Origin of the sequence: Jiangella gansuensis DSM 44835, assembly GCF_000515395.1 — a bacterium.
Lineage (GTDB): Bacteria > Actinomycetota > Actinomycetes > Jiangellales > Jiangellaceae > Jiangella > Jiangella gansuensis.
Window position 1 is genome coordinate 2,121,798 of record NZ_KI911782.1, and the last position, 21,952, is coordinate 2,143,749.

The window sequence follows — 21,952 nt, forward strand, 5'->3', positions numbered from 1 at the left end:
GGGCTGGTCGGAGCGGGTCAATTCGGTACGCCAGGCTCGCGTGGGTGGTGCGGCCGGCGCGGACCGGTCGGAGCATCACCGCATACTCGGGTGATCTTCGTCGGTGGTTGAGGCTCGCATCGTCCGCGGTGTGAGCGCGGTCGTGGTGCGGTTCCCGCCAGCAGATGGCCTGCTCGTCAGGTCGGATATGTGAGGGAGCCCGCCGATGGACACCGGAACGGCAACGCTGCTGGTCGGGCTGGTGATAGTCGCGCTGCTCGTGGTGGCGCTGGTCGTGATGCTCAGCCGGCTGCGCGGCGTCGAGTCGACGCGTGCGCAGTCCTCGGAGCTGTTTTCGCAGGTCGAGGCGGATGCCGTCCGGCTGCGTGCCGCGGCCCAGAGCGAGGCCGACGAGGTACGTGCGGCCGCTCGCCGTGACGCCGACGAGGCTCGGTCGAAGGCGCAGGCCGAGGCCCTCGAGATGGCCGCACGCGCCGCCGCCGAGGCCGAGCAGGCCAAACAGCGCGCCGACCGGGTCGGAGCCGACCTCCGGGAGCAGCGCGCGGACCTCGAGCGGCGGGAACAGCGGCTCACCGAGCGCGAACAGCGCGTCCTCGCCGACAGCCAGGCTCTCGAACAGCGCGTGCAGGAGGTCGAGGCGCAGGTCGCCGCTCTGGACGAGCGCACCGCGGCCCTGGACGAGCTGGAGGCAGAACGTCGTGCCATCCTCGAGCGCACCGCCGAACTGAGCGCCGCGCAGGCGAAGGCCGAGCTGGTCGCCGCCGTCGAGGAGCAGGCCAAGCGAGAGGCCGCCATCCGGGTCCGCGACATCGAGCAGGAGGCGAACGAGAACGGGCAGGCCCGCGCCCGCGAGATCATCACACTGGCCATCCAGCGCCTGGCGTCGGAGCAGACGGCCGAGTCCGTCGTGTCCGTGCTGCACCTGCCGGGCGACGAGATGAAGGGCCGCATCATCGGCCGCGAGGGCCGCAACATCCGCGCCTTCGAGCAGGTCACCGGCGTCAACCTCATCATCGACGACACCCCGGAGGCGGTGCTGCTCTCCTGTTTCGACCCGGTGCGCCGCGAGGTCGCCCGGTTGACCCTCGAGGAGCTGGTGCTGGATGGGCGCATCCACCCGCACCGCATCGAGGAGCAGTACGAGAAGAGCAAGGCCGAGGTCGAGGCGCTGTGTGTGCGTGCCGGCGAGGACGCCTTGGTCGAGGTCGGCATCACCGACATGCACCCGGACCTCATCGCGCTGCTCGGCCGGCTGCGTTACCGCACGTCGTACGGGCAGAACGTGCTCAAGCACCTCATCGAGTCCGCCCACCTGGCCGGCATGATGGCCGGTGAACTGGGCCTGGACATCAAGCTCACCAAGCGGTGCGCGCTGTTGCACGACATCGGCAAGGCGCTCACCCACGAGGTCGACGGCAGCCACGCGCTCATCGGCGCCGAGATCGCCCGCCGCTACGGCGAGAACGAAGACGTCGTGCACGCCATCGAGGCGCACCACAACGAGGTCGAGCTGCGTACCGTCGAGGCGGTTCTCACCCAGGCCGCCGACGCCATCTCCGGCGGCCGCCCCGGTGCCCGGCGGGAGTCGCTGGAGGCCTACGTCAAGCGGCTGGAGCGGCTGGAGGAGATCTCCATGAGCCACGACGGCGTCGAGAAGGTCTTCGCCATGCAGGCCGGCCGCGAGATCCGGGTCATGGTGCTCCCGGACGTCGTCGACGACATCCAGGCCCAGGTGCTCGCCCGCGACATCGCCAAGCAGGTCGAGGAGGAGCTGACCTACCCCGGCCAGATCCGCATCACCGTCGTGCGCGAGTCCCGGTCGACGGAGTTCGCCCGCTGAGGGCTGGCGCCCGCTGAGGGCTAGTGTCCGTCCGGCCGACGTCCGTCCGGTCGGGGTCCGCCCGTACACCACCAGGCGTGTTACCGCTTCAGCAGGCAAGCATTCCTGGTGAGGCGGTAACACCCATCCTGGACGTGATCATTTCGGGGCGGATCAGATGGGGTTGCCGCCGGTCAGGCCGGTGGCGGACGTGCCGGCTATCTGGGCCTGGTCGGCCTTCGCCGTGCCGCCGGCGGCCTTCTTGGTGCCGCGCCGCTCGAGGTAGACGGCCAGCCGCGACAGCGTGAAGTTCACCGCGATGTAGATGGCGGCGCCGACCACGAAGAACTGGAACCAGTAGCGCTGGCCGAAGAACTGGGTGTTCGTCTGCAACTGACGTAGCAGTTCGGCGTACGCGATGATGAAGCCGAGCGAGGTGTCCTTCAGCAGCACCACCAGCTGACTGATCAACGACGGCAGCATGCGGCGCACGGCCTGGGGGAGCAGCACGGTGAACAGCGCCTGCCACCGGGTGAGCCCGACGGCGTAGGCAGCCTCGGACTGGCCCTTGGGCAGCGACACGATGCCTGCCCGCAGGATCTCGGCGAAGATCGCGCTGTTGTAGATGACCAGGCCGAAGACGACGCCCCAGTAGAACGACAGTCCCAGGGCGAACACGCCGAAGAACATCAGCAGCACGACCGGGAGCCCGCGGAAGAACTCGACGACGGTCGTGACCGGCCATCTGACCAGCCGGGACGTCGACATCCGCAGGACCGCGAGAATCAGCCCCAGCGTCAGCGCGATGACGGCGGCGGCCCCGGCGGCGCGGAGCGTCGCGCCCAAACCCGTGACCAGCAGCGAGCTCCAGACGTCTTCGGCGCTCTGGCCCATCGGCGGATCCCAGAAGATCTGCCAGCGCTCGGTCTCCCACTGCCCCTGCTCGTCGAGCTGGCGGTACGCCAGGAACAACACGGCGAGGACGAACAGACCGCCGACGATCGACCAGATGAGCGTGCGCCGCCGGGTCCGAGGACCGGCGGTGTCGTACAGGACCGAACTCATCGGGCGAACGCCACCTTCCGCTCGACGTAGCCGGCGACGAGACCGGACGGGATGGTGATGATCAGGTAGAAGACGCCGACGAAGAGCAGGACGGCGATGACGTCACCCGGATGGGCGTTGGTCAGTTGCCGGCCGACGCCGAACAGCTCGGCCACGAAGAAGCCGCCGGCGACGGAGCTGTTCTTGGTCAGCGCGATGAAGATGTTGATCAGCGGCGGGATGACGGTCCGGAACGCCTGCGGCAGGACGATGAGCCGCAGTGTCTGCAGGAACGTCAGGCCGATGGCGCGGGCGGCTTCGGCCTGCCCCTGGCCGACGCTGTTGATGCCCGAGCGCACCGCTTCGCACACGAACGCCGCTGTGTACACCGCCAGCGCGGCCACGGCCGGGGCGAAGAAGTCGCTGGGTCTCCAGCCGAGCTGGGGCGCCACGAAGACGAAGAAGATGAATACCAGTGTCAGCGGGGTGTTCCGGACGATCTCGACGTACGCGGTGCCGAACCAGCGCAGGGTGGGCACCGGCGAGACTCGGAAGGAGCCGAGAATCGTCCCCACCACCAGCGCGATGACCGCGGACAGCAGCGTGAGCGCGAGGGTCGTGCGGAAACCCTCCCAGTAGAGTGGAAGCTCGTCGAGGACGGCGTCCATCGGGCAGCCCCTTCCAGAACCGTGCGACCGAACAGGTCACGCCGGGGTGGGCCGCTGCATCAGGCAGCGAACCCACCCCGAGCGGCATCCGTCAGTAGCGGTCGACCTCCGGCGGCTCCGGGGTGTCCAGGACGGCGCCGGCGGTGTTCTCCCACGCCTCTTCCCAGCGGCCGTCCTCGAAGGACTCCTCGAGGACGTCGTTGATCCAGTTGCGGAACTCGGTGTCGCCGAGCGCCAGGCCGATGCCGTACGGCTCCTCGGTGAACTGCTCGCCGACCAGCTTGAACTCTCCGGAGTTCTGGTCGACGAAGCCGGACAGGATGACGTTGTCGGTGGTGACGGCGTCGACCTGGCCGTTGCGCAGCGGCTCGAGGCAGTCGGAGTACGCACCGGTCGGGAAGAGCTCGGCCTCGGGGTAGTTGGTGCGGATGTTCTCGGCCGGGGTGGAGCCCTCAGCCGAGCAGACCCGCTTGCCGGCGAGGTCGTCCGGACCGTTGATGTCGGTGTTCTCCTCGAGCACCATGAGCATCTGGCCGGCCTCGTAGTACGGCCCGGCGAAGTCGACCAGCTGCTTGCGCTCGTCGTTGATGGTGTAGGTGGCGACGACGATGTCGACGCGACCGTCCTCGATGAACGACTCACGGTTGGCCGAGATGGTCTCGACCCACTCGATGTTGTCCTCGGTGATACCGAGCTCGGTGGCGATGATCTTGGCGATCTCGACGTCGAAGCCGACGGGCACGCCGTCCGGGCCCACCAGGCCGAACAGCGGCTGGTCGAACTTGGTGCCGACGGTGATGCTGCCGGCCTCGGCCAGCTCGGCCATGGTGCTGCCCTCGGGGAAGTCGGCGGCCTCGGCGGTGGGCTCGTCGTCGCCGCCGCCGTTGTCGCCTCCGTCGTCGTCACCACAGGCGGTGAGAACGAGCGACGCGGCCAGCGCGGTGGCGGCCACGGCGCTGTAGCGGCGCAGTATCGATCGGGTACGCATTGTCGTGCTCCTCTACGTGCGATAAGGCTCAGTGAGTCAGGATCTTGCTGAGGAAGTCCCGGGCCCGGTCGCTCCGCGCATTGGTGAAGAACTCCTCGGGTGTGGCTTCTTCGACGATGCTGCCGGCGTCCATGAATATCACCCGGTTGGCGGCTCGGCGGGCGAATCCCATCTCGTGGGTGATCACCATCATCGTCATGCCGTCCTGGGCCAGGTCGGTCATGACGTCGAGCACCTCGTTGATCATCTCCGGGTCGAGGGCCGACGTGGGTTCGTCGAACAGCATCACCTTGGGCCGCATGGCCAGCGCGCGAGCGATGGCCACCCGCTGCTGCTGGCCGCCGGATAGCTGCGCCGGCAGCTTGCCGGCCTGGTCGGCGACGCCGACGCGTTCCAGCAGCTCCATGGCCAGCTTCTCCGCGTCGGCCTTGCGGGCGCCCTTGGCCTTCATGGGGCCGAGGGTGACGTTCTGCAGGACCGTCTTGTGCGCGAACAGGTTGAACGCCTGGAACACCATGCCGACGTCAGCGCGGAGCTTGGCCAGCGCCTTGCCCTCGGCCGGCAGCGGCTGGCCGTCGAGCGTGATGGTGCCGGAGTCGATGGTCTCCAGCCGGTTGATGGTGCGGCACAGCGTCGACTTGCCCGATCCCGACGGCCCGATGACGACGACGACCTCGCCACGGTCGACGGTGAGGTTGATGTCTCGCAGGACGTGCAGGTCACCGAAGTGCTTGTTGACGTCGCGCAGCTCGACGAGCGGCGCGCCGTCCCGGGCGTCGCTCATCGGGCGGCACCGGGCTTGCCGTGACGACTCATGGGACTCACACCACCACCTCACCAGGTTCCACGTGGGACAAGCGTCAACGGTATGAGGCAGATGACGTGCTGTCATGCCCTTTGAGCAGCGGTTGCGGTCACTGGTTGATAACGGTCTGACAACACCGGCCGAATCAGCCCAACGGCCAGACCCGAACGTGCGCTCTGACACCTTGCTCGCCGGACGCGATGTCCGGGCGAGCGCTTATCCTGGGTGACGATATGAGCGCGCGCACGTACGAGGTCCGCACCTACGGGTGCCAGATGAACGTCCACGACTCCGAGCGGCTGGCCGGGCTGCTGGAGGACGCCGGCTATGCCAGGGCGGAGGCGGGAGCGCCCGCCGACGTCGTCGTGCTGAACACCTGCGCGGTGCGGGAGAACGCCGACAACAAGCTCTACGGCAACCTCGGTCACCTGGCGTCGGTGAAGGCAGGCCGCGACGGCATGCAGATCGCCGTCGGTGGCTGTCTGGCTCAGAAGGACCGTTCGGAGATCGTGCGGCGGGCGCCGTGGGTGGATGTCGTCTTCGGCACCCACAACGTCGGCTCGTTGCCGGCGCTGCTGGACCGCGCCCGCATCGAGGCCGAGGCGCAGGTCGAGATCGTCGAGGCGCTGGAGACGTTCCCGTCCAACCTGCCGTCGCGGCGGGAGAGCCCGTACGCGGCCTGGGTGGCCATCAGCGTCGGCTGCAACAACACCTGCACGTTCTGCATCGTGCCGGCGCTGCGCGGGCGTGAGCGGGACCGCCGCCCGGGCGATGTCCTCGCGGAGGTGCAGGCGCTGGTCGCGGAGGGCGTCATCGAGGTCACGTTGCTGGGGCAGAACGTGAATGCGTACGGCGTGGAGTTCGGCGACCGCTACGCGTTCGGCAAGCTGCTGCGTACCGTCGGCGGCGTCGACGGGCTGGAGCGGGTCCGCTTCACCAGCCCGCATCCGCGTGACTTCACCGACGACGTCATCGCCGCCATGGCCGAGACACCCGCGGTGATGCCGCAGCTGCACATGCCGCTGCAGTCCGGGTCGGACCGGGTGCTGCGGGCGATGCGCCGCTCGTACCGGCAGGAGCGCTACCTCGGCATCGTCGAGAAGGTGCGTGCGGCGATGCCCCACGCGGCCATCACCACCGACATCATCGTCGGGTTCCCCGGCGAGACCGACGACGACTTCGAGCAGACGTTGCAGGTCGTCCGCGAGGCCCGGTTCGCCTCGGCGTTCACGTTCCAATACTCCAAGCGGCCGGGCACCCCGGCGGCCACCATGGACGACCAGGTGCCGGCCGAGGTGGTGCGCGAGCGCTACCAGCGCCTCGCCGCCCTGGTCGAGGAGGTCGCCTGGACCGAGAGCCGCGCCTTCGTCGGCCGCGACGTCGAGGTGCTGGTCGCCGAGGGCGAGGGCCGCAAGGACGGCGCGACGCACCGGCTGTCCGGCCGGGCCCGCGACAACCGTCTGGTGCACTTCTCCGTACCGGACGGGGCGACGCCGCCGCGGCCCGGCGACATGGTGACGGTGCGGGTCAGCTACGCCGCCCCGCACCACCTGGTGGCCGACGGGCCCACCTACGAGCTGCGCCGCACCCGCGCCGGCGACGCCCACGAGCGGGCAACGGCGGCACCGTCGGCGCTGTCACCAGCCTCGCCGGGGGTGCTGCTCGGCATGCCCACGGTGGGTGCCCCCGCCCCGTCGCCGGCGGGGGCCACCGCACCGGCCTGCGGTCACCATTAGGGGCGCTACAGGTCAGTAGCGCAGTGTGCGCAGCGCCTGGAAGCTGTTGCGGGCGGTGCTGAACGCGTCCTGCGGGTTGTCGTGCTCGACGAGGAACTGGCGGACGCCGCCGCGGTGGGCGTCCCGGAACATCGTGGCGAAGTCGAGCACACCGGAGCCCACGTCCGCGAAGCCGCCGTCGGGCGCCATGTCCTTGACATGCAGGGCGGGGAAGCGAGCCGGGTAGCGGACGAAGTAGTCGGCCGCGTCGTAGCCGCCCCTCGCCGCCCAGTAGACGTCGAGCTCGAAGCCGACGTAGTCGGGGTTGGTCTCCTCGATCAGGATGTCGTAGAGAACCCGCCCGCCGTCGGTGCGGAATTCCGCGTCGTGGTTGTGGTGCAGCACCTTCAGCCCGTAGGTCGCGGCAACCTCGCCGGCCCGGTTGAACGCGGCGGCCGCCTGGCGGATGCCGTCGGCGGTGTACAGCGACCCGGGCAGGCTGGAGGTCACCACCCAGTGGCCGCCAAGGGTGACGACGTCCTCGCAGGCGCCCTCGAGGTTGTTCGTGAGCCGGTCGTAGCCGACGTGCTCGAGGACGGCCTTCAGCCCGGCATCGTCGAGTATGGACCGGATCTCGGCGGCGCTGTGGCCGTGCCGGCCGCTGACGCCCACGGTTGCGTAGCCGATGTCGGCGAGTGCCTGGATGGTGCCGGCGAAGTCGGCGGCGAGGTCGCGACGCATCGTGTACAGGTGCATGCCGATGGCTGGGCGCGGGATGATGCGGCGCGGGCCGGTCGCGTGGGCCGGGACGGCGGCCGAGAGGGCCGCGGTGGCGCCGAGTGCGGCGGCGCCGGTGGCGAGGGAGGAGCGCAGGAACGCGCGGCGGTCGAGAGAGGGCATGGGAGTTCCACCTTCCGGGTTCGACGGTGAACAGCTGACGGTGGCGATGCGGCTGCGGATTCTGGTGCGGGCAAGCGCTTTCCGAAAACCAAGCTAGCGACGCCGGTGCCCCGCGTCAACGCCCCCGCCACGACGCTGTACGGGCGGTTTCAGCCGCGGGCGCGATACGTCCGGTGTGCGTGCAGCGCGGCGGTGCACTGGACCGCGGCCAGCAGCGCCGCCAGCGGCGCGCCGGGCACGTCGGCGACCGTGAGCGCGATGCCGAGGACCGCCGCTGGCAGCCAGGCGGCGGCCGTCACCCGCCGGGGTTCCCGGCGCCGGCGCCGCCTGGCCCAGGCCTCCCAGGCCAGCGGCACCACCAGCGGCGGCAGCACGGCGGCCAGGATGGTGAGCCAGGGGAGCAGCGCGGACTCGAACCCGCCGATCGCCAGCACCAGCCCGGCGGCGCCCACCAGCAGCATCGCCCGCGATTCAGGCAGCCGCGTGACCGACCGCAGCGCCAGGCCGCCGGAGTGGTACGCCGTGAGGCACGGCGCGATCACCGCCACGACGACCAGGACGGTGCCGACCTGCGACGTGCGCAGGTGCCCGACCAGGTCCGAGGACCCGCTGTCCAGGGCGATGGTGGTGCCGGCAGCAGCCGCCACCAGGGTGGGCAGCACGAGGATCCCGGCACACGCCCACAGGTCGGTCCGGCTGCGCAGTCCGGCGGTGAAGTCGGGCGCGCGCAACGCGAACACGGAGACGTAACCGACGAACACCGCGACGTCGGCGAGGAACGACCCGGCCGGCCCGAGCTCGGCCGTGATGGGTGGCTGGTCACCCGGTGACCCGCGGGCGGCGATCATCACGATCAGCGCCAGCGCGGCCGCCGTCGTCACCATCGCCAGGGCGTTCCAGCGCGGCTGCCCGGCCAGCGCCAGCGCCGTCAGCGGCAGGCCCAGGGCCACGATGCCCAGCCACCGGGGAACGTCGAGCGCGGACGCCAGCGCCGCGCCGCCCAGCCCGGCGTTGAACCCGAGCCAGCCGACCATCGCCAGTGCCATGAGCGCCGCGACCAGGGTCCGGTCGCGGCGCGGCAGGTAGCCGTCGAGCACCTCGGCCAGCGCCCAGCCGTCGCCGCGCGGCGGGCGCAGCCCGAACCGGCCCTGCAGCAGGAGCAACACCGCCATCGCCACGCCGCCGGCCAGCAGCGCGACCAGTGGCATCGGCCCGCCGTGCCGGTCGGCGACGCCCGCGCCGAGCACCAGGGCCGCCGGCGACGTCCCGATGGCCAGCCACGCGCCGGCGGTGTTCCACCAGCGCCGCTCCGCGACGGCCGGTTCGACCGCCGTCATCCGTGGTGGGCGCTGGCTCCGAGCAGCGTCCGGATCTCCTGTGCCAGTGTCTCGAACGTCGCGCTGGACATGGTGGCACCGTAGTCACGCTCAGCCGGCAGGTCGACGTCGTAGATCCGCTCGATCCGGCCCGGTCGCGGTGTCATCACCACCACCCGCTGGCCGAGGTAGACGGCCTCGGCGATCGAGTGCGTGACGAGGACGACCGTGGTGCCGGTCTCGCGCCAGATGCGGTGCATCTCGACGTTCATGTGCTCGCGGGTGAGCGCGTCGAGGGCGCCGAACGGCTCGTCCATGAGCAGCACCGGCGGCTCGTGCAGCAACGCGCGGCACAGTGCCACCCGCTGCTGCATGCCGCCGGAGAGCTCGTGCGGCAGCGCGCTCTCGAACCCGGTCAGCCCTGTCATCTCGATGAGGTGGTCGGCCCGCTCCGCGGCACGGCGCTTGTCCATGCCGCGCATCTCTGCCTGGAGCAGGATGTTCGCCCGGACGCCACGCCACTCCAGCAGTGCGGCGCGCTGGAAGGCGAAGCCGATCTCCCGCTGCGGCTCGGTGACCGGGCGGCCGAGAAGCTCCACGTCACCGTGGCTCGGCGGCACCAGCCCGGCGACGATCTTGAGCAGGGTGGATTTGCCGCACCCGGACGGCCCCACGATGCTCACGAACTCGCCGGCTCCGACCCGCAGCGACACGTCCGACAGCGCCGTCGTGCGCTTGCGCTTGGAGCTGAACGTGCAGCTGAGGTTGCGGATGTCGATGGTGTCGGTGCCGGCGGCCGCGGCCGGTCCGGTGGTGTTCGTCGTCATGGTGTCCGACATCGTTCCCCTCATTCCGTCGCCTGCACCCGTCCGTCACTCCGCCGCGCCGAACGAGGAGTCCCAGTACGTCGCCGGGTCGCCCGGGTCGGACAGGTCGGCGTGCTCGGCCAGCAGGTCGATGGTCTCCTGCCACTGCTCCTCGGTGTTGACGCCCGGTGCGGCGGCCTCGTCGAGCCGCAGCAGCGCGATGCTCTGCTCCAGCTGGGCCCGCAGCACGTCGGCCGGCGGGGTCTCGTCGGCGCCGTCCTCCATGGCGGCCGCGGCGCCGTCCAGGTCCTCGGCGGCGGCCTCCCACGACCGGGCGGTGGCGCGGACGAACGCCTCGACCAGCTCGGGGTCCTCATCGATGGTGTTCTGGTGGGCGACGATGCCCGTGCCCAGGAGGTTCATGCCCCAGTCGGCGAAGGGCAGGGCGTCGACCTCCTGGCCGCTGATGTTCTCGATCGTGGGCGCCTGGTCGTGGTGGAACCCCTGGATGACGTCGGCGCGGCCCTCGACGAGTGCGGCGATCTTGCCGGCCGGGTCGACGTTGACCACCTCGACGTCGTCGGGGTCGACGCCGTTGATCTCCAGCCAGGCGGGGAACGTCGCGTACATGGCATCGCCGGGTGTTCCGGCGACGACCTTCCCCACCAGGTCCGCCGGCTCGCTGATGCCCTGGTCGCTGAAGAACTCCACCGACGACGGGCCGATCTGCAGGAACACGCCGACGCTCTTGACCGGCATGCCTTCGCTGATGCCGTTGAGCAGTGGCGGCGTGTCCGCCCAGCCGAAGTCGGTCTGCGACTGCGCCACCTGCTGCACTGTGGTGCCCGAGCCGTTGCCCGGCCGGATCTCCAGGTCGATGCCCTCCTCCTCGTAGATGCCCTCGGCGACGCCGTAGTAGAACGGCGCGTGCTCGCCGTAGGGCACCCAGTTGAGGGTCAGGGTCACCGGGGTGAGCTCACCGTCGCCGGTGGACGCGGTCGGGTCGTCGTCGCCGCTGCAGGCGGAGAGGACGAGAAGGGCCACCGCCGAGGTGGTCAACAGGCTGCGTCGCATGGTGCGGCACCTTTCGTGGCGGATGCGGTAGGAGGTGGTCAGGAGGTGGTGAGCGGTGTGCCTTGCCGCCGGCTGGCATGCCAGGGGATGAGCAGTGCTTCGGCCGCCTCGACGAGGACGAACAGGATGACGCCGAGGGCGGACATGAGTATCAGGTCGGCGAACAGTAGTGCGGAGTTGAGATTGCCGCTGGCCAGCAGCAGGACGTAGCCGAGGCCCTCGTCCGCGCCGACGAACTCGCCGACGACGGCGCCGACGACGGCCAGCGTCACCGCCACTTTCAGGCCGGACATCAGGTGGGGCAGCGCACCCGGGAACCTGATCTTGCGGAACGTCTTCCAGCGGCTGGCGCCCATGGTGGCGGAGAGGTCCAGCAGCTCCGGGTCGGTGGAGCGCAGCCCGGCCACGCCGGACACGACCACCGGGAAGAACGCGATCAGGACGGCCAGGATCACCTTCGGCGTCGGCCCGAAGCCGAACCACACGACGAGGATCGGCGCGATGGCGATCTTGGGGATGACCTGGGCGAACAGGATCAGCGGGTAGAGCGCCTTCTCCAGCGTGGGTGAGTAGACGATGAGCACGGCGGCCAGCATTCCGAGCGCCGCCGCGAGGATGAAGCCGATCACCGTCTCGTACGCGGTGACCCAGGTGTGCCCGGCGAGCATCCCCCAGTCCTCGATCAGCGTCGACCAGACGTCGCCCGGCGCGGGGACGAGGTAGGCCGGGAAGACCTCCGCAACGGTGATGATCCACCACGCGAGGACCAGGAGCACCAACAGGAGGGCGGGGCGCCAGGCGGCCGAGAGCAGCTGCCTGGTCCGCTCGGCCACTTGGCGGCCCAGCTCGGGGCGCCTTTCGCCGTCGTCGTCGGGTGTGGTGCCCGGCGTGGTCACGGGCTGGGCGGCGACGTCAGGCATCGGCGCTCCCGTCCGTGCGGCGGGTCGTAGGAATGGCAAACATGGCGCCTCCAGCGGAAAACGCTTTCCTCGTGGTGGGCGACGTTACCCGGCCGTCGGCGGGACGGTCAAGAGTCCGGCGCAGGTCGGCAGTGCGGTGCCGCCACGACCCGGGTCACGGGGCGGGCGGTGCCGACCGTTGGGGGACCGGCGGGCCGAACCGGCGCCGGATGGCCTCGCGCAGCCGCACGCGGGAACGGTCGGCGATGGCCACCGTGGCCAACGCGCCGGTGACCCCGACGACCAGCGCGGCCACCGCCCGCAGCTCGTCGGGCATGCGGGACAACGGGCCCCAGCCGTCGAAGGTCGCGAGCGTGACGAGGCCGGTGACGACGGCGGCGGTGACGAGCCCGCCGCGGCGTGGGCGGGGCATCTCCGGTGGCGGCTGGCCCTCCCAGCCGATCAGGACGCCCATGGCGGCCAGGGACAGCCCGAGCACGCTACCGACGCCGCCCCAGTCGGCGATGGCCATGATCGCCCCGGCGGTGCCGAACCCGCGAGCGGGAAGCCCAGCGGGATCGCGTCGGGTGGCCGGCAGCCAGGCGATCGAGCAACTGATGCCGATCAGCAGGACGACGCCGGCCATGACGAGGCGGAGGCTGTGGTCGGCGTCGAACATATGCCTCATATTCGACCACGTTCCGCCGCCTGTGACGAGCCGGAGCGGCGCGTAGTCTGAGCGATGTGCTGATCTCCGCGGCCATCTGCCCGCATCCGCCGCTGCTGGTGGCTGGCGTCGGGCCGGCGTCCGACCCCCAGCTGGACCGTCTGCGGCAGGCCTGTTGGACCGCGGTCGACGAGCTGCGCGCCGGCAGCCCCGACGCTCTGGTCGTCATCGGTTCCGGGGTCACGACCACCCACGACGCGCCACGTTCCGGCACGCTGGCGCCCTATGGCGTCGACCGGGCGGTCGCGCTGCCGGGCGCAGAGGGCTCCGGCACCACCGGCTCCGGCGGCTCCGGCCGCTCCAGCGCGGAGCTGCCGCTGTCGTTGTGCGTCGGCGCCTGGCTGCTGGAGCGGGACGGGTGGGACGGCGCGGTGCACGCGGCGACGGTGGCCGGCGACGGAGCGGAGTCCGACTGTGTCGAGCTGGGGGAGCGGCTGGCCGGGCTGGCCGACCGGGTCGCTCTGCTGGTGATGGCCGACGGGTCCGCGTCGCGGGCCGACACGTCACCCGCCGCGGTGCGCGAGCGGTCGGCCCGGTTCGATGCCGCGATGGCGCGGGCGGTGCGCGACGGGGACCCCCAACAGGTGCTCGCACTGGACGGCCAGCTCGGCGCGGAGGTCGGATCGAGTGGAGTGAACCCGCTGCGGGTCCTGGCCGGTGCGGCTGAGGACGCGGTGTTCGACGCCGACGTCCTCTATGACGACGCACCCTATGGCGTGGGTTACGTGGTAGGGGTGTGGGAGCGGCACGGCTGAACCGGTCGCCGCTCCCACGGTGATGCCCCTGGCGCGTCAGGCCGGGTTGTCCCGGTCCTTGTCGCCGTCCAGGCCGTCGAGGAAATCGCGGGCCTTGTCGTCAGCGGTCTCCAGGTGCTCGCTGTACTTGCCGCCGGTCTTGTCGTCGATGAAGTCGGTCGCCTTGTCCACGCCGTCGCCGACCTTGTCGGCGTTGCCGGACACCGCGTCGGTGATCTTGTTCTTGATCTCGTCGAAGCCCATCTTGCGCACTTCCCCTCGTTGACGATGGGGCCGCGGCCGCCTGGTGCGGCTCGACCAGCACCCACGGCCTTCATACCCCGCTCGGGTGACGCCCGCAACGCGTTCGGAGATTCTCGTGGCCGGACCGCTGCGCGGTCAGATCGACAGTGGAATGGCACCGAGGCAATGTTGGGTAACAAACCAACCATACAGCACGTCTTCGTCGGCGGATTTGCACCCCCGCGACTCCAGTGATCTTCAGCGGCGAATTCGCGATAACTGTCCATGAATCCGCTGGTCAGCGGAGAAAATTGTCTGGATCTTGCCATATCGATTCGAACCCCCTAACTTGGATGCAGGCACGGCGGCCCGTACCGGTGTAATGGCGCCGATCCGTGCCGCTGCTGGGCCCCAGCGAGTCGTCGACGATTGTCGGGCGATGTGCGGGTGTGTGAGACACCTGCTGCGCCGTGCGCTTGATCTGCGGATTTCCGACGTGTTGGCGGGCCGAGGCCGGCGCAATGGCGCGCTGGCGCAGTCGCGAGAATTGTGCCGCTCGAGAAACTGGTGGGAGTTTTGCATGCCCGAAAGTGACCAGATCGGCGTCCGACAGAATACCGAGAACGCGGAGCAGGCCGGGTCATCGCCCGGCCAGGACTTCGGCACGAACCCGCTCGAAGTCCGTACCACTGATCATTACACAGCTGAATACGTCACCAGCTTCGTCGAGAAATGGGACGAGCTGATCGACTGGAAGAGGCGCTACGAGAGCGAGGGCAGTTTCTTCATCGATCAGCTCCGGGCGCGGGGCGTCCGGAAGGTCCTGGACGTGGCCACCGGCACCGGGTTCCATTCGGTGCGGCTGCTGGAAGAAGGCTTCGAGACGGTCAGCGCGGACGGCAGCCCGGAGATGCTGGCCAAGGCGTTCGCCAACGGCCTGTCCCACGGTGGGCACATCCTGCGGGTGGTGAACGCGGACTGGCGGTGGCTGAACCGTGACGTCCACGGGGAGTACGACGCGATCGTGTGCCTCGGCAACTCGTTCACGCACCTGTTCTCCGAGCGGGACAGGCGCAAGGCGCTGGCTGAGTTCTACGCCATGCTCAAGCACGACGGCGTCCTGATCCTGGATCAGCGCAACTACGACGCCATCCTCGACGACGGCTTCTCCAGCAAGCACACGTACTACTACTGCGGTGAGGACGTCTCGGCCGAGCCCGAGCACATCGACGACGGCCTGGCGCGATTCCGCTACCGGTTCTCGGACGGGTCCGAGTACCACCTGAACATGTTCCCGCTGCGCAAGGACTACGTCCGCCGGCTGATGCGCGAGGTCGGATTCCAGAAGGTCGAGACGTACGGGGATTTCCAGCAGACCTACGCCGACGAGAAGCCGGACTTCTACATCCACGTCGCCGAGAAGCATTACCTTCCCGATGACGAACTCGCGGAGATGTACTCGACGGCGGTGCACACCGCCCGCGACTACTACAACTCCTCCGACGCGGACAACTTCTACGCCACCGTGTGGGGTGGCGAGGACATCCACGTCGGCACCTACGCCGACGCCGCCGAGGACATCGCGACAGCGAGCCGGCGGACCGTGTCGTCGATGGCTGAGCTGGTCGACATCGGCCCCGACACCCGTGTTCTGGACGTCGGCGCCGGCTTCGGCGGTGCTGCCCGGTACCTGGCGAAGACCTACGGCTGCAAGGTCACCTGCCTGAACCTGAGCGAGATCGAGAACCAGCGCAACCGTGCGCTGAACCGCGAACAGGGCGTCGACGGCCTCGTCGACGTCATCGACGGGTCGTTCGAGGACCTGCCGTTCGAGGACCGTTCGTTCGACCTGGTGTGGTCCCAGGACGCGTTCCTGCACAGCGGCGATCGCGGCCGGGTACTCGACGAGGCCGTCCGTGTGCTCACGCCCGGTGGTGCCCTCGTCTTCACCGACCCGATGAGTGCGGACGGCGCGCCGCCGGAGGCGCTCACACCCATCCTGCGGCGCCTGCACCTGGAGTCCATGGCATCGCCGGAGTACTACAGGGGTGAACTGGCCCGCCTCGGCATGAAGGACGTGGAGTTCCACGAGCGCGCGTCCGACCTCGCCCGGCATTACCAGCGGGTTCTCGAGGAGACGGACCGCCGCGCGGGCGACCTGCGTGGCCTGGTCAGCGACGAGTACCTCACCCGGATGAAGGCCGGACTCCAGCGCTGGGTCGACGGAGGCCGTGCCGGGCACCTGACCTGGGGCATCTTCACCGCGCGAGTGTGATCCCCGCCGCCACCGCCGCCATACCCCCGCCGTACCCCTGTTGAATCCCGCCGCGACGTCGCGCCTGCCGCGTGGCGACGCCTGCCTGTGACCGCATGCCCGCCTTCGCGCGGCGACGATGTGAGGAAGTGCTGAGAGATGACTTTTCGACGTCTGTTCACGAGTGAATCGGTGACCGAGGGCCATCCCGACAAGATGGCGGATGCGATCAGCGACTCCATCCTGGACGCGATGCTGGCGCAGGACGCTCGCTCGCGGGTCGCCGTGGAGACGCTGATCACCACGGGCCAGGTGCACGTTGCCGGCGAGGTCACCACCAGCAGCTACGTCGACATCCCCGCGATCGTGCGGGACCGGATCCTCGAGATCGGCTACGACTCGTCGGTCAAGGGTTTCGACGGCGAGTCCTGCGGCGTGAACGTCGCGATCGACGCGCAGTCCGCCGACATCGCCCAGGGCGTGGACACCGCGCACGAGGCGCGGGTCGAGGGCGCCACGGACGAGATCGACGGTCAGGGCGCGGGCGACCAGGGGCTGATGTTCGGCTACGCGTGCTCGGACACTCCCGAGCTGATGCCGCTGCCCATCGCGCTGGCGCACCGGCTCTCGCGGCGGCTGACGGCCGTCCGCAAGGAGGGCGCACTGCCCTACCTGCGCCCGGACGGCAAGACCCAGGTGACGGTGGAGTACGAGGACGAGCGGGCGGTGCGCCTGGACACCGTCGTCGTGTCCAGCCAGCACGCCGCCGACATCGACCTGGAGCGGATGCTCGCCGTGGACATCCGGGAGCAGGTGATGGCGCCGGTGCTGAAGGATGTCGACCTCGACGTCGCAGACGCCCGGCTGCTGGTCAACCCGACCGGCCGGTTCGTGGTGGGTGGCCCGGTCGGAGACGCGGGCCTGACCGGCCGGAAGATCATCGTCGACACCTACGGCGGGATGGCGCGCCACGGCGGCGGCGCCTTCTCCGGCAAGGACCCGTCGAAGGTGGACCGCTCGGCCGCGTACGCGATGCGCTGGGTGGCGAAGAACGCCGTGGCGGCCGGGCTGGCCGCTCGCATCGAGGTGCAGGTGGCCTACGCCATCGGCAAGGCGGCACCGGTGGGCCTGTTCGTGGAGACGTTCGGCACCGAGGCGGTGGACCCGGCGAAGATCCAGCTGGCCATCGAGGAGGTGTTCGACCTGCGTCCGGCGGCGATCATCCGCGACCTCGATCTGCTGCGACCGATCTACGCGCAGACGGCGTCGTACGGGCACTTCGGCCGCGCCGACCTCGACCTGCCGTGGGAGCGGACGAACCGGGTGGACGAGCTGCGGGTGGCGGCTCGGCTCTGACCCCGCAGTCCGACCCGTTCCCACCAGCCGAGGAGACTTCCATGCGTATCGCCGTGACCGGATCGATCGCCACCGACTACCTGATGGTGTTCCCGGGCAGGTTCACGGACCAACTCGTCGCCGACCGGCTCGAGCACGTGTCCCTGTCGTTCCTCATCGACCGCCTCGACGTCCGCCGCGGCGGCGTCGCGGCCAACATCTCGTACGGGCTGGGCGCCCTGGGGCTGCGGCCGGTCCTGGTCGGCGCCGTCGGCGCGGACTTCGAGGAGTACCGGACCTGGCTGGAGGCGCACGGCGTGGACACCACGTCCGTCCGGGTGTCCGAGGAGCAGCACACGGCGCGCTACCTGTGCACCACCGACAGCACCAACAACCAGATCGCCTCGTTCTACACCGGAGCGATGGCCGAGACCCGCGAGATCGACCTTGCCGCCGTGACCGCCCAGGCGGGCGGCCTCGACCACGTGATCATCGGAGCCAGCGATCCGGAGGGCATGATCCGGCACACCGAACAGTGCCGTCAGCTGGGCCTTCCGTTCACTGCCGACTTCTCCCAGCAGATCGCCCGGATGAGCGGTGAGGAGGTCGCCTCACTGGTGCCGGGCGCTCGGTACCTGTTCACCAACGAGTACGAGGCCGGCCTGCTGATGGAGAAGACCGGGTGGTCGCACGAGCAGGTCCTGGCGCGTGTGGGCAGCTGGATGACGACACTGGGCAGTGGCGGCGCGCGGCTGGAGGCGACCGGTGCGCCGCCGGTCACGGTGCCGTGCGTGCCGGCCAAGCGGGAGGTCGACCCGACCGGCATCGGCGATGCCTTCCGAGCCGGCTTCTTCGCCGCGCTGTCCTGGGGCGTTCCAGCCCTCCGGGCGATGCAGACCGGATGCCTGCTGGCCACGATCGTGCTGGAGGCGCGCGGGCCGCAGGAGTACCAGCTGGATCCGTCGACGTTCGTGCGCCGGATGGCCGATGCCTACGGCGAGGACGCGGCGGCGGAGATCACGTCGTTCCTGCCGGTGGCCGCGTGAGAGGAGACGGCGTGTCTGCCGACACCTTCCTGGACGCCCTGAGCCGCCGGGTGCTCGTGGCCGACGGCGCCATGGGCACGATGCTGCAGGCTCACGACCTGACCCTGGACGACTTCGCCGGCCTGGAGGGGTGCAACGAGATCCTCAACGTGACCCGCCCCGAGGTCGTCCGATCGGTGCACCGGGCGTACTTCGAGGCGGGTTCCGACCTGGTCGAGACGAACACGTTCGGCGCCAACTGGGCGAACCTCGCCGAGTACGACATCCCCGACCGGATCGGCGAGCTCGCCGAAGCGGGCGCCCGGCTGGCGCGAGAGGCGGCCGACGAGTTCTCCACGCCTGACCGGCCGCGGTTCGTGCTCGGGTCGATCGGGCCGGGCACGAAGCTGCCGACTCTCGGGCACGTCCGCTACGCGCACATCCGCGACGCCTATGCCGAGCAGGTGGCGGGCATGCTGGCCGGCGGTATCGACGTCGTGCTCGTGGAGACCAGCCAGGACCTGCTGCAGACGAAGGCGGCGGTCCTGGGTGCGAGGCGGGCGATGCACGCCGCAGGGCGCGAGGTACCCATCATCGCCCAGGTGACGGTGGAGACCACCGGCACGATGCTCGTCGGCAGCGAGATCGGTGCCGCCGTGACGGCGCTGGAGCCGCTGGGCATCGACCTTATCGGCATGAACTGCGCCACCGGTCCGGCCGAGATGGGCGAGCATCTGCGGTACCTGTCGCAGCACGCCCGGGTGCCGCTGTCGGTGATGCCGAACGCCGGCCTGCCGGAACTCGGCCCGGACGGCGCGGTGTACCCGCTGGGGCCGGACGAGCTCGCCGAGGCACTCGCCGGTTTCGTGGGCGACTACGGCGCGAGCCTGGTGGGCGGCTGTTGCGGTACGACGCCGGATCACTTGCGTGCCGTGGTGGACGCGGTCCGTGAGCTGCGCCCCGCCGAGCGCGCGCCCGAGCGGGATGCCGCCGTGGCTTCCATCTACCAGTCGGTGCCGTTCCGTCAGGACGCCAGCGTGCTGATGATCGGGGAACGGACCAACGCCAACGGCTCCAAGGCGTTCCGGGAGGCGATGGCGGCGGAGAAGTGGGACGACTGCGTCGAGATCGCCCGGGCGCAGACCCGGGAGGGCGCCCACCTCATCGACCTGTGTGTCGACTACGTCGGGCGCGACGGCGTCGCCGACATGGACACCCTGGCGCACCGGCTGGCGACGGCATCGACGCTGCCGATCATGCTCGACTCCACCGAACCGGCGGTGATCCAGGCCGGCCTGGAGCGCATCGGCGGCCGCTGCGTGATCAACTCGGTGAACTACGAGGACGGTGCCGGGCCGGACTCCCGGTTCCAGCGCGCGATGCGCATCGCCTCCGAGCACGGCGCCTCCGTGGTCGCGCTGTGCATCGACGAGGAAGGCCAGGCCCGCACCGCGGAGTGGAAGGTCCGCGTCGCCGTCCGGCTGATCGAGGACCTCACCACCAACTGGGGCATGAACGTCGAGGACATCATCGTCGACACGCTGACGTTCCCGATCTCCACCGGGCAGGAGGAAGTGCGCCGCGACGCCGTCGAGACCATCGAGGCGATCCGGCAGCTGACCGAACGGTACCCGCAGGTGCAGACCACCCTGGGCGTGTCGAACGTGTCGTTCGGGCTCAACCCGGCGGCGCGGCAGGTGCTGAACTCGGTCTTCCTGCACGAGTGCGTGGAGGCCGGCCTGACGACGGCCATCGTGCACGCCTCGAAGATCCTGCCGATGTCGAGGATCCCGGACGAGCAGCGTGAGGTGGCTCTGGACCTGGTCTACGACAGACGTCGCGAGGGGTACGACCCGCTGCAGACGTTCATGGAGCTGTTCGAGGGCGCGACGGCGTCGTCCAACCGGGAGACCCGGGCCGAGGAGCTGGCCGCGCTGCCGCTGGCCGAACGGCTGGAGCGGCGCATCGTCGACGGCGAGCGCAACGGCCTCGAGGCGGACCTGGATGAAGCCATGAAGGAGCGCAAGCCGCTCGAGATCGTCAACGACACCCTGCTGAGCGGCATGAAGACCGTCGGTGAGCTGTTCGGCTCCGGGCAGATGCAGCTGCCGTTCGTGCTGCAGTCAGCCGAGGTGATGAAGGCAGCGGTGGCGCATCTCGAGCCGCACATGGAGAAGGACGGTTCGGGTGGAAAGGGCAAGATCGTCCTGGCCACCGTCAAGGGAGACGTCCACGACATCGGCAAGAACCTCGTCGACATCATTCTGTCGAACAACGGCTACGAGGTGGTGAACCTCGGCATCAAGCAGCCGATCAACACCATCATCGAAGCCGCGGGCGAGCACAAGGCCGACGCCATCGGCATGTCGGGGCTGCTCGTCAAGTCGACGGTGATCATGAAGGAGAACCTCGAGGAGATGAACGCCCGCGGGGTGGCCGAGAGCTGGCCGGTGCTGCTGGGCGGTGCGGCGCTGAACCGCACGTTCGTCGAGGACGACCTCGCCGAGGTCTACAAGGGCGAGGTCAACTACGCGCGTGACGCCTTCGAGGGACTGCGGCTGATGGACTCCCTGATGGCCCGCAAGAAGGGCGGCGTCATCGAGGCAGACACAGTGGCGGACTCGAAACGCGCGGAACGACGGGCCCGCCGGGAGCGCTCCAAGAAGATCGCCGAAGCGCGCCGCTCCGAGCAGGAGGTCGAGCTGCCGCCCGGCGGCAGGTCCGACATCGCCGCCGACGTCGCGGTTCCCACGCCGCCGTTCTGGGGCAGCAAGGTGGTGCGCGGCGTCGCCGTGGCCGACTACGCCGCGTTGCTGGACGAGCGTGCGACGTTCCTGGGCCAGTGGGGCCTGCGCGGCTCGAAGGGCGGCCAGGGGCCTAGCTACGAGGAGCTCGTCGAGACCGAGGGACGGCCGCGGCTGCGGTACTGGCTGGACGAGCTCACCACTCGCGGGGTGCTCGCGCACGCCGCGGTCGTGTACGGCTACTTCCCGTGTGTCTCCGACGGCGACGACCTGATCGTCCTGGCGGAGCCGGCGCCGGATGCCGGTGAGCGATTCCGGTTCTCGTTCCCGCGGCAACGCCGGGACCGGCGGCTGTGCCTGGCGGACTACTACCGCTCGCGTGAGCTCGCCGCCCGCCACGGCCAGGTGGACGTCCTGCCGCTGCAGCTGGTGACGATGGGGCAGCCGATCGCGGACTTCGCCAACGAGCTGTTCGCGGCGGACGCCTACCGCGACTACCTGGAGGTGCACGGGCTGGGTGTCCAGCTCACCGAGGCGCTGGCCGAGTACTGGCATCGGCGGGTCCGGCAGGAGCTGCGCTTCGCAGAGGGCACCGCCGTCGCGGCCGAGGACGCCGACGACGTCACCGAGTTCTTCCGGCTCGGCTACCGGGGCGCGCGGTACTCGCTGGGATACGGAGCCTGCCCCGACCTCGCCGACCGGGAGAAGATCGTCGCCCTGCTGGAGCCGGAGCGCATCGGAGTGCGGCTGTCGGACGAGCACCAGCTGCACCCGGAACAGTCGACCGACGCCTTGGTGGTCCACCACCCCGAGGCCAGCTATTTCAACACCTGAGGATTCAAGGAGTGCCGATCCA

18 protein-coding genes are annotated in these 21,952 nt (G+C 70.0%); 7 read left to right on the forward strand and 11 right to left on the reverse strand.

Going from position 1 to position 21,952, the window contains the following annotated elements:
- Positions 1-277: 277 nt before the first annotated feature.
- Positions 278-1,840, forward strand: a complete 1,563-nt coding sequence (rny, locus tag JIAGA_RS0110295) for a ribonuclease Y (RefSeq protein WP_425402782.1) — start codon at positions 278-280, stop codon at positions 1,838-1,840.
- 153 nt (positions 1,841-1,993) lie between these two features.
- Here rny and JIAGA_RS0110300 read toward each other — a convergent pair whose 3' ends face one another.
- The 4 genes from JIAGA_RS0110300 to JIAGA_RS0110315 all read right to left on the reverse strand — a co-directional run bounded on the left by JIAGA_RS0110300 (position 1,994) and on the right by JIAGA_RS0110315 (position 5,303).
- On the reverse strand, positions 1,994-2,884 hold the full coding sequence (locus tag JIAGA_RS0110300; RefSeq protein ID WP_026875597.1) for an amino acid ABC transporter permease: 891 nt from the start codon (positions 2,882-2,884) through the stop codon (positions 1,994-1,996).
- Positions 2,881-3,531, reverse strand: coding sequence for an amino acid ABC transporter permease (locus tag JIAGA_RS0110305; RefSeq protein WP_026875598.1), 651 nt, complete (start codon positions 3,529-3,531; stop codon positions 2,881-2,883). Before JIAGA_RS0110305 ends, JIAGA_RS0110300 begins: the two co-directional genes overlap by 4 nt.
- A 91-nt stretch (positions 3,532-3,622) precedes the next feature.
- Positions 3,623-4,519 carry a glutamate ABC transporter substrate-binding protein gene (locus JIAGA_RS0110310; RefSeq protein ID WP_035812371.1) on the reverse strand — a complete coding sequence of 299 codons (897 nt, stop codon included), beginning with the start codon at positions 4,517-4,519 and terminating at the stop codon, positions 3,623-3,625.
- A gap of 28 nt (positions 4,520-4,547) precedes the next feature.
- Positions 4,548-5,303, reverse strand: a complete 756-nt coding sequence (locus JIAGA_RS0110315; RefSeq protein WP_026875600.1) for an amino acid ABC transporter ATP-binding protein — start codon at positions 5,301-5,303, stop codon at positions 4,548-4,550.
- A 254-nt stretch (positions 5,304-5,557) separates the two neighbouring features.
- On the opposite strand from JIAGA_RS0110315, the gene miaB reads away from it, so the two are divergent.
- Positions 5,558-7,060, forward strand: a complete 1,503-nt coding sequence (gene miaB / locus JIAGA_RS0110320; protein WP_026875601.1) for a tRNA (N6-isopentenyl adenosine(37)-C2)-methylthiotransferase MiaB — start codon at positions 5,558-5,560, stop codon at positions 7,058-7,060.
- Positions 7,061-7,072: 12 nt separating this feature from the next.
- Here miaB and JIAGA_RS0110325 read toward each other — a convergent pair whose 3' ends face one another.
- The 6 genes from JIAGA_RS0110325 to JIAGA_RS0110350 form a co-directional block, all read right to left on the reverse strand.
- Positions 7,073-7,939: a sugar phosphate isomerase/epimerase family protein gene (locus JIAGA_RS0110325; RefSeq protein ID WP_035812374.1), complete on the reverse strand. Its 867-nt coding sequence runs from the start codon at positions 7,937-7,939 to the stop codon at positions 7,073-7,075.
- Between the two features lie 149 nt (positions 7,940-8,088).
- Complete coding sequence (locus tag JIAGA_RS0110330) at positions 8,089-9,276, reverse strand: purine-cytosine permease family protein (protein ID WP_026875603.1); 1,188 nt, start codon at positions 9,274-9,276, stop codon at positions 8,089-8,091.
- Complete coding sequence (locus JIAGA_RS0110335) at positions 9,273-10,082, reverse strand: ABC transporter ATP-binding protein (RefSeq protein WP_026875604.1); 810 nt, start codon at positions 10,080-10,082, stop codon at positions 9,273-9,275. Before JIAGA_RS0110335 ends, JIAGA_RS0110330 begins: the two co-directional genes overlap by 4 nt.
- 45 nt (positions 10,083-10,127) lie before the next feature.
- Positions 10,128-11,135, reverse strand: coding sequence for an ABC transporter substrate-binding protein (locus JIAGA_RS0110340; RefSeq protein WP_026875605.1), 1,008 nt, complete (start codon positions 11,133-11,135; stop codon positions 10,128-10,130).
- A gap of 38 nt (positions 11,136-11,173) precedes the next feature.
- Positions 11,174-12,055 (reverse strand): ABC transporter permease, encoded by an 882-nt coding sequence (locus tag JIAGA_RS0110345; RefSeq protein WP_026875606.1) that lies wholly within the window; start codon positions 12,053-12,055, stop codon positions 11,174-11,176.
- Between the two features lie 154 nt (positions 12,056-12,209).
- On the reverse strand, positions 12,210-12,722 hold the full coding sequence (locus JIAGA_RS0110350) for a hypothetical protein (protein ID WP_157552970.1): 513 nt from the start codon (positions 12,720-12,722) through the stop codon (positions 12,210-12,212).
- A 56-nt stretch (positions 12,723-12,778) separates the two neighbouring features.
- On the opposite strand from JIAGA_RS0110350, the gene JIAGA_RS0110355 reads away from it, so the two are divergent.
- On the forward strand, positions 12,779-13,516 hold the full coding sequence (locus JIAGA_RS0110355) for a class III extradiol ring-cleavage dioxygenase family protein (protein WP_026875608.1): 738 nt from the start codon (positions 12,779-12,781) through the stop codon (positions 13,514-13,516).
- A 36-nt stretch (positions 13,517-13,552) separates the two neighbouring features.
- Here JIAGA_RS0110355 and JIAGA_RS0110360 read toward each other — a convergent pair whose 3' ends face one another.
- Positions 13,553-13,759 carry an antitoxin gene (locus tag JIAGA_RS0110360; RefSeq protein ID WP_026875609.1) on the reverse strand — a complete coding sequence of 69 codons (207 nt, stop codon included), beginning with the start codon at positions 13,757-13,759 and terminating at the stop codon, positions 13,553-13,555.
- A 559-nt stretch (positions 13,760-14,318) separates the two neighbouring features.
- Between JIAGA_RS0110360 and JIAGA_RS0110365 the strand changes: the two genes are divergently transcribed.
- The 4 genes from JIAGA_RS0110365 (at position 14,319) to metH (ending at position 21,930) form a co-directional block, all read left to right on the forward strand.
- Complete coding sequence (locus JIAGA_RS0110365) at positions 14,319-16,013, forward strand: glycine/sarcosine N-methyltransferase (protein ID WP_026875610.1); 1,695 nt, start codon at positions 14,319-14,321, stop codon at positions 16,011-16,013.
- Between the two features lie 138 nt (positions 16,014-16,151).
- On the forward strand, positions 16,152-17,348 hold the full coding sequence (gene metK, locus JIAGA_RS0110370) for a methionine adenosyltransferase (RefSeq protein WP_035812375.1): 1,197 nt from the start codon (positions 16,152-16,154) through the stop codon (positions 17,346-17,348).
- A gap of 41 nt (positions 17,349-17,389) precedes the next feature.
- Positions 17,390-18,373: a carbohydrate kinase family protein gene (locus JIAGA_RS0110375; protein WP_026875612.1), complete on the forward strand. Its 984-nt coding sequence runs from the start codon at positions 17,390-17,392 to the stop codon at positions 18,371-18,373.
- A gap of 71 nt (positions 18,374-18,444) precedes the next feature.
- On the forward strand, positions 18,445-21,930 hold the full coding sequence (metH, locus tag JIAGA_RS0110380; protein ID WP_425402783.1) for a methionine synthase: 3,486 nt from the start codon (positions 18,445-18,447) through the stop codon (positions 21,928-21,930).
- Positions 21,931-21,952 lie beyond the last annotated feature (22 nt).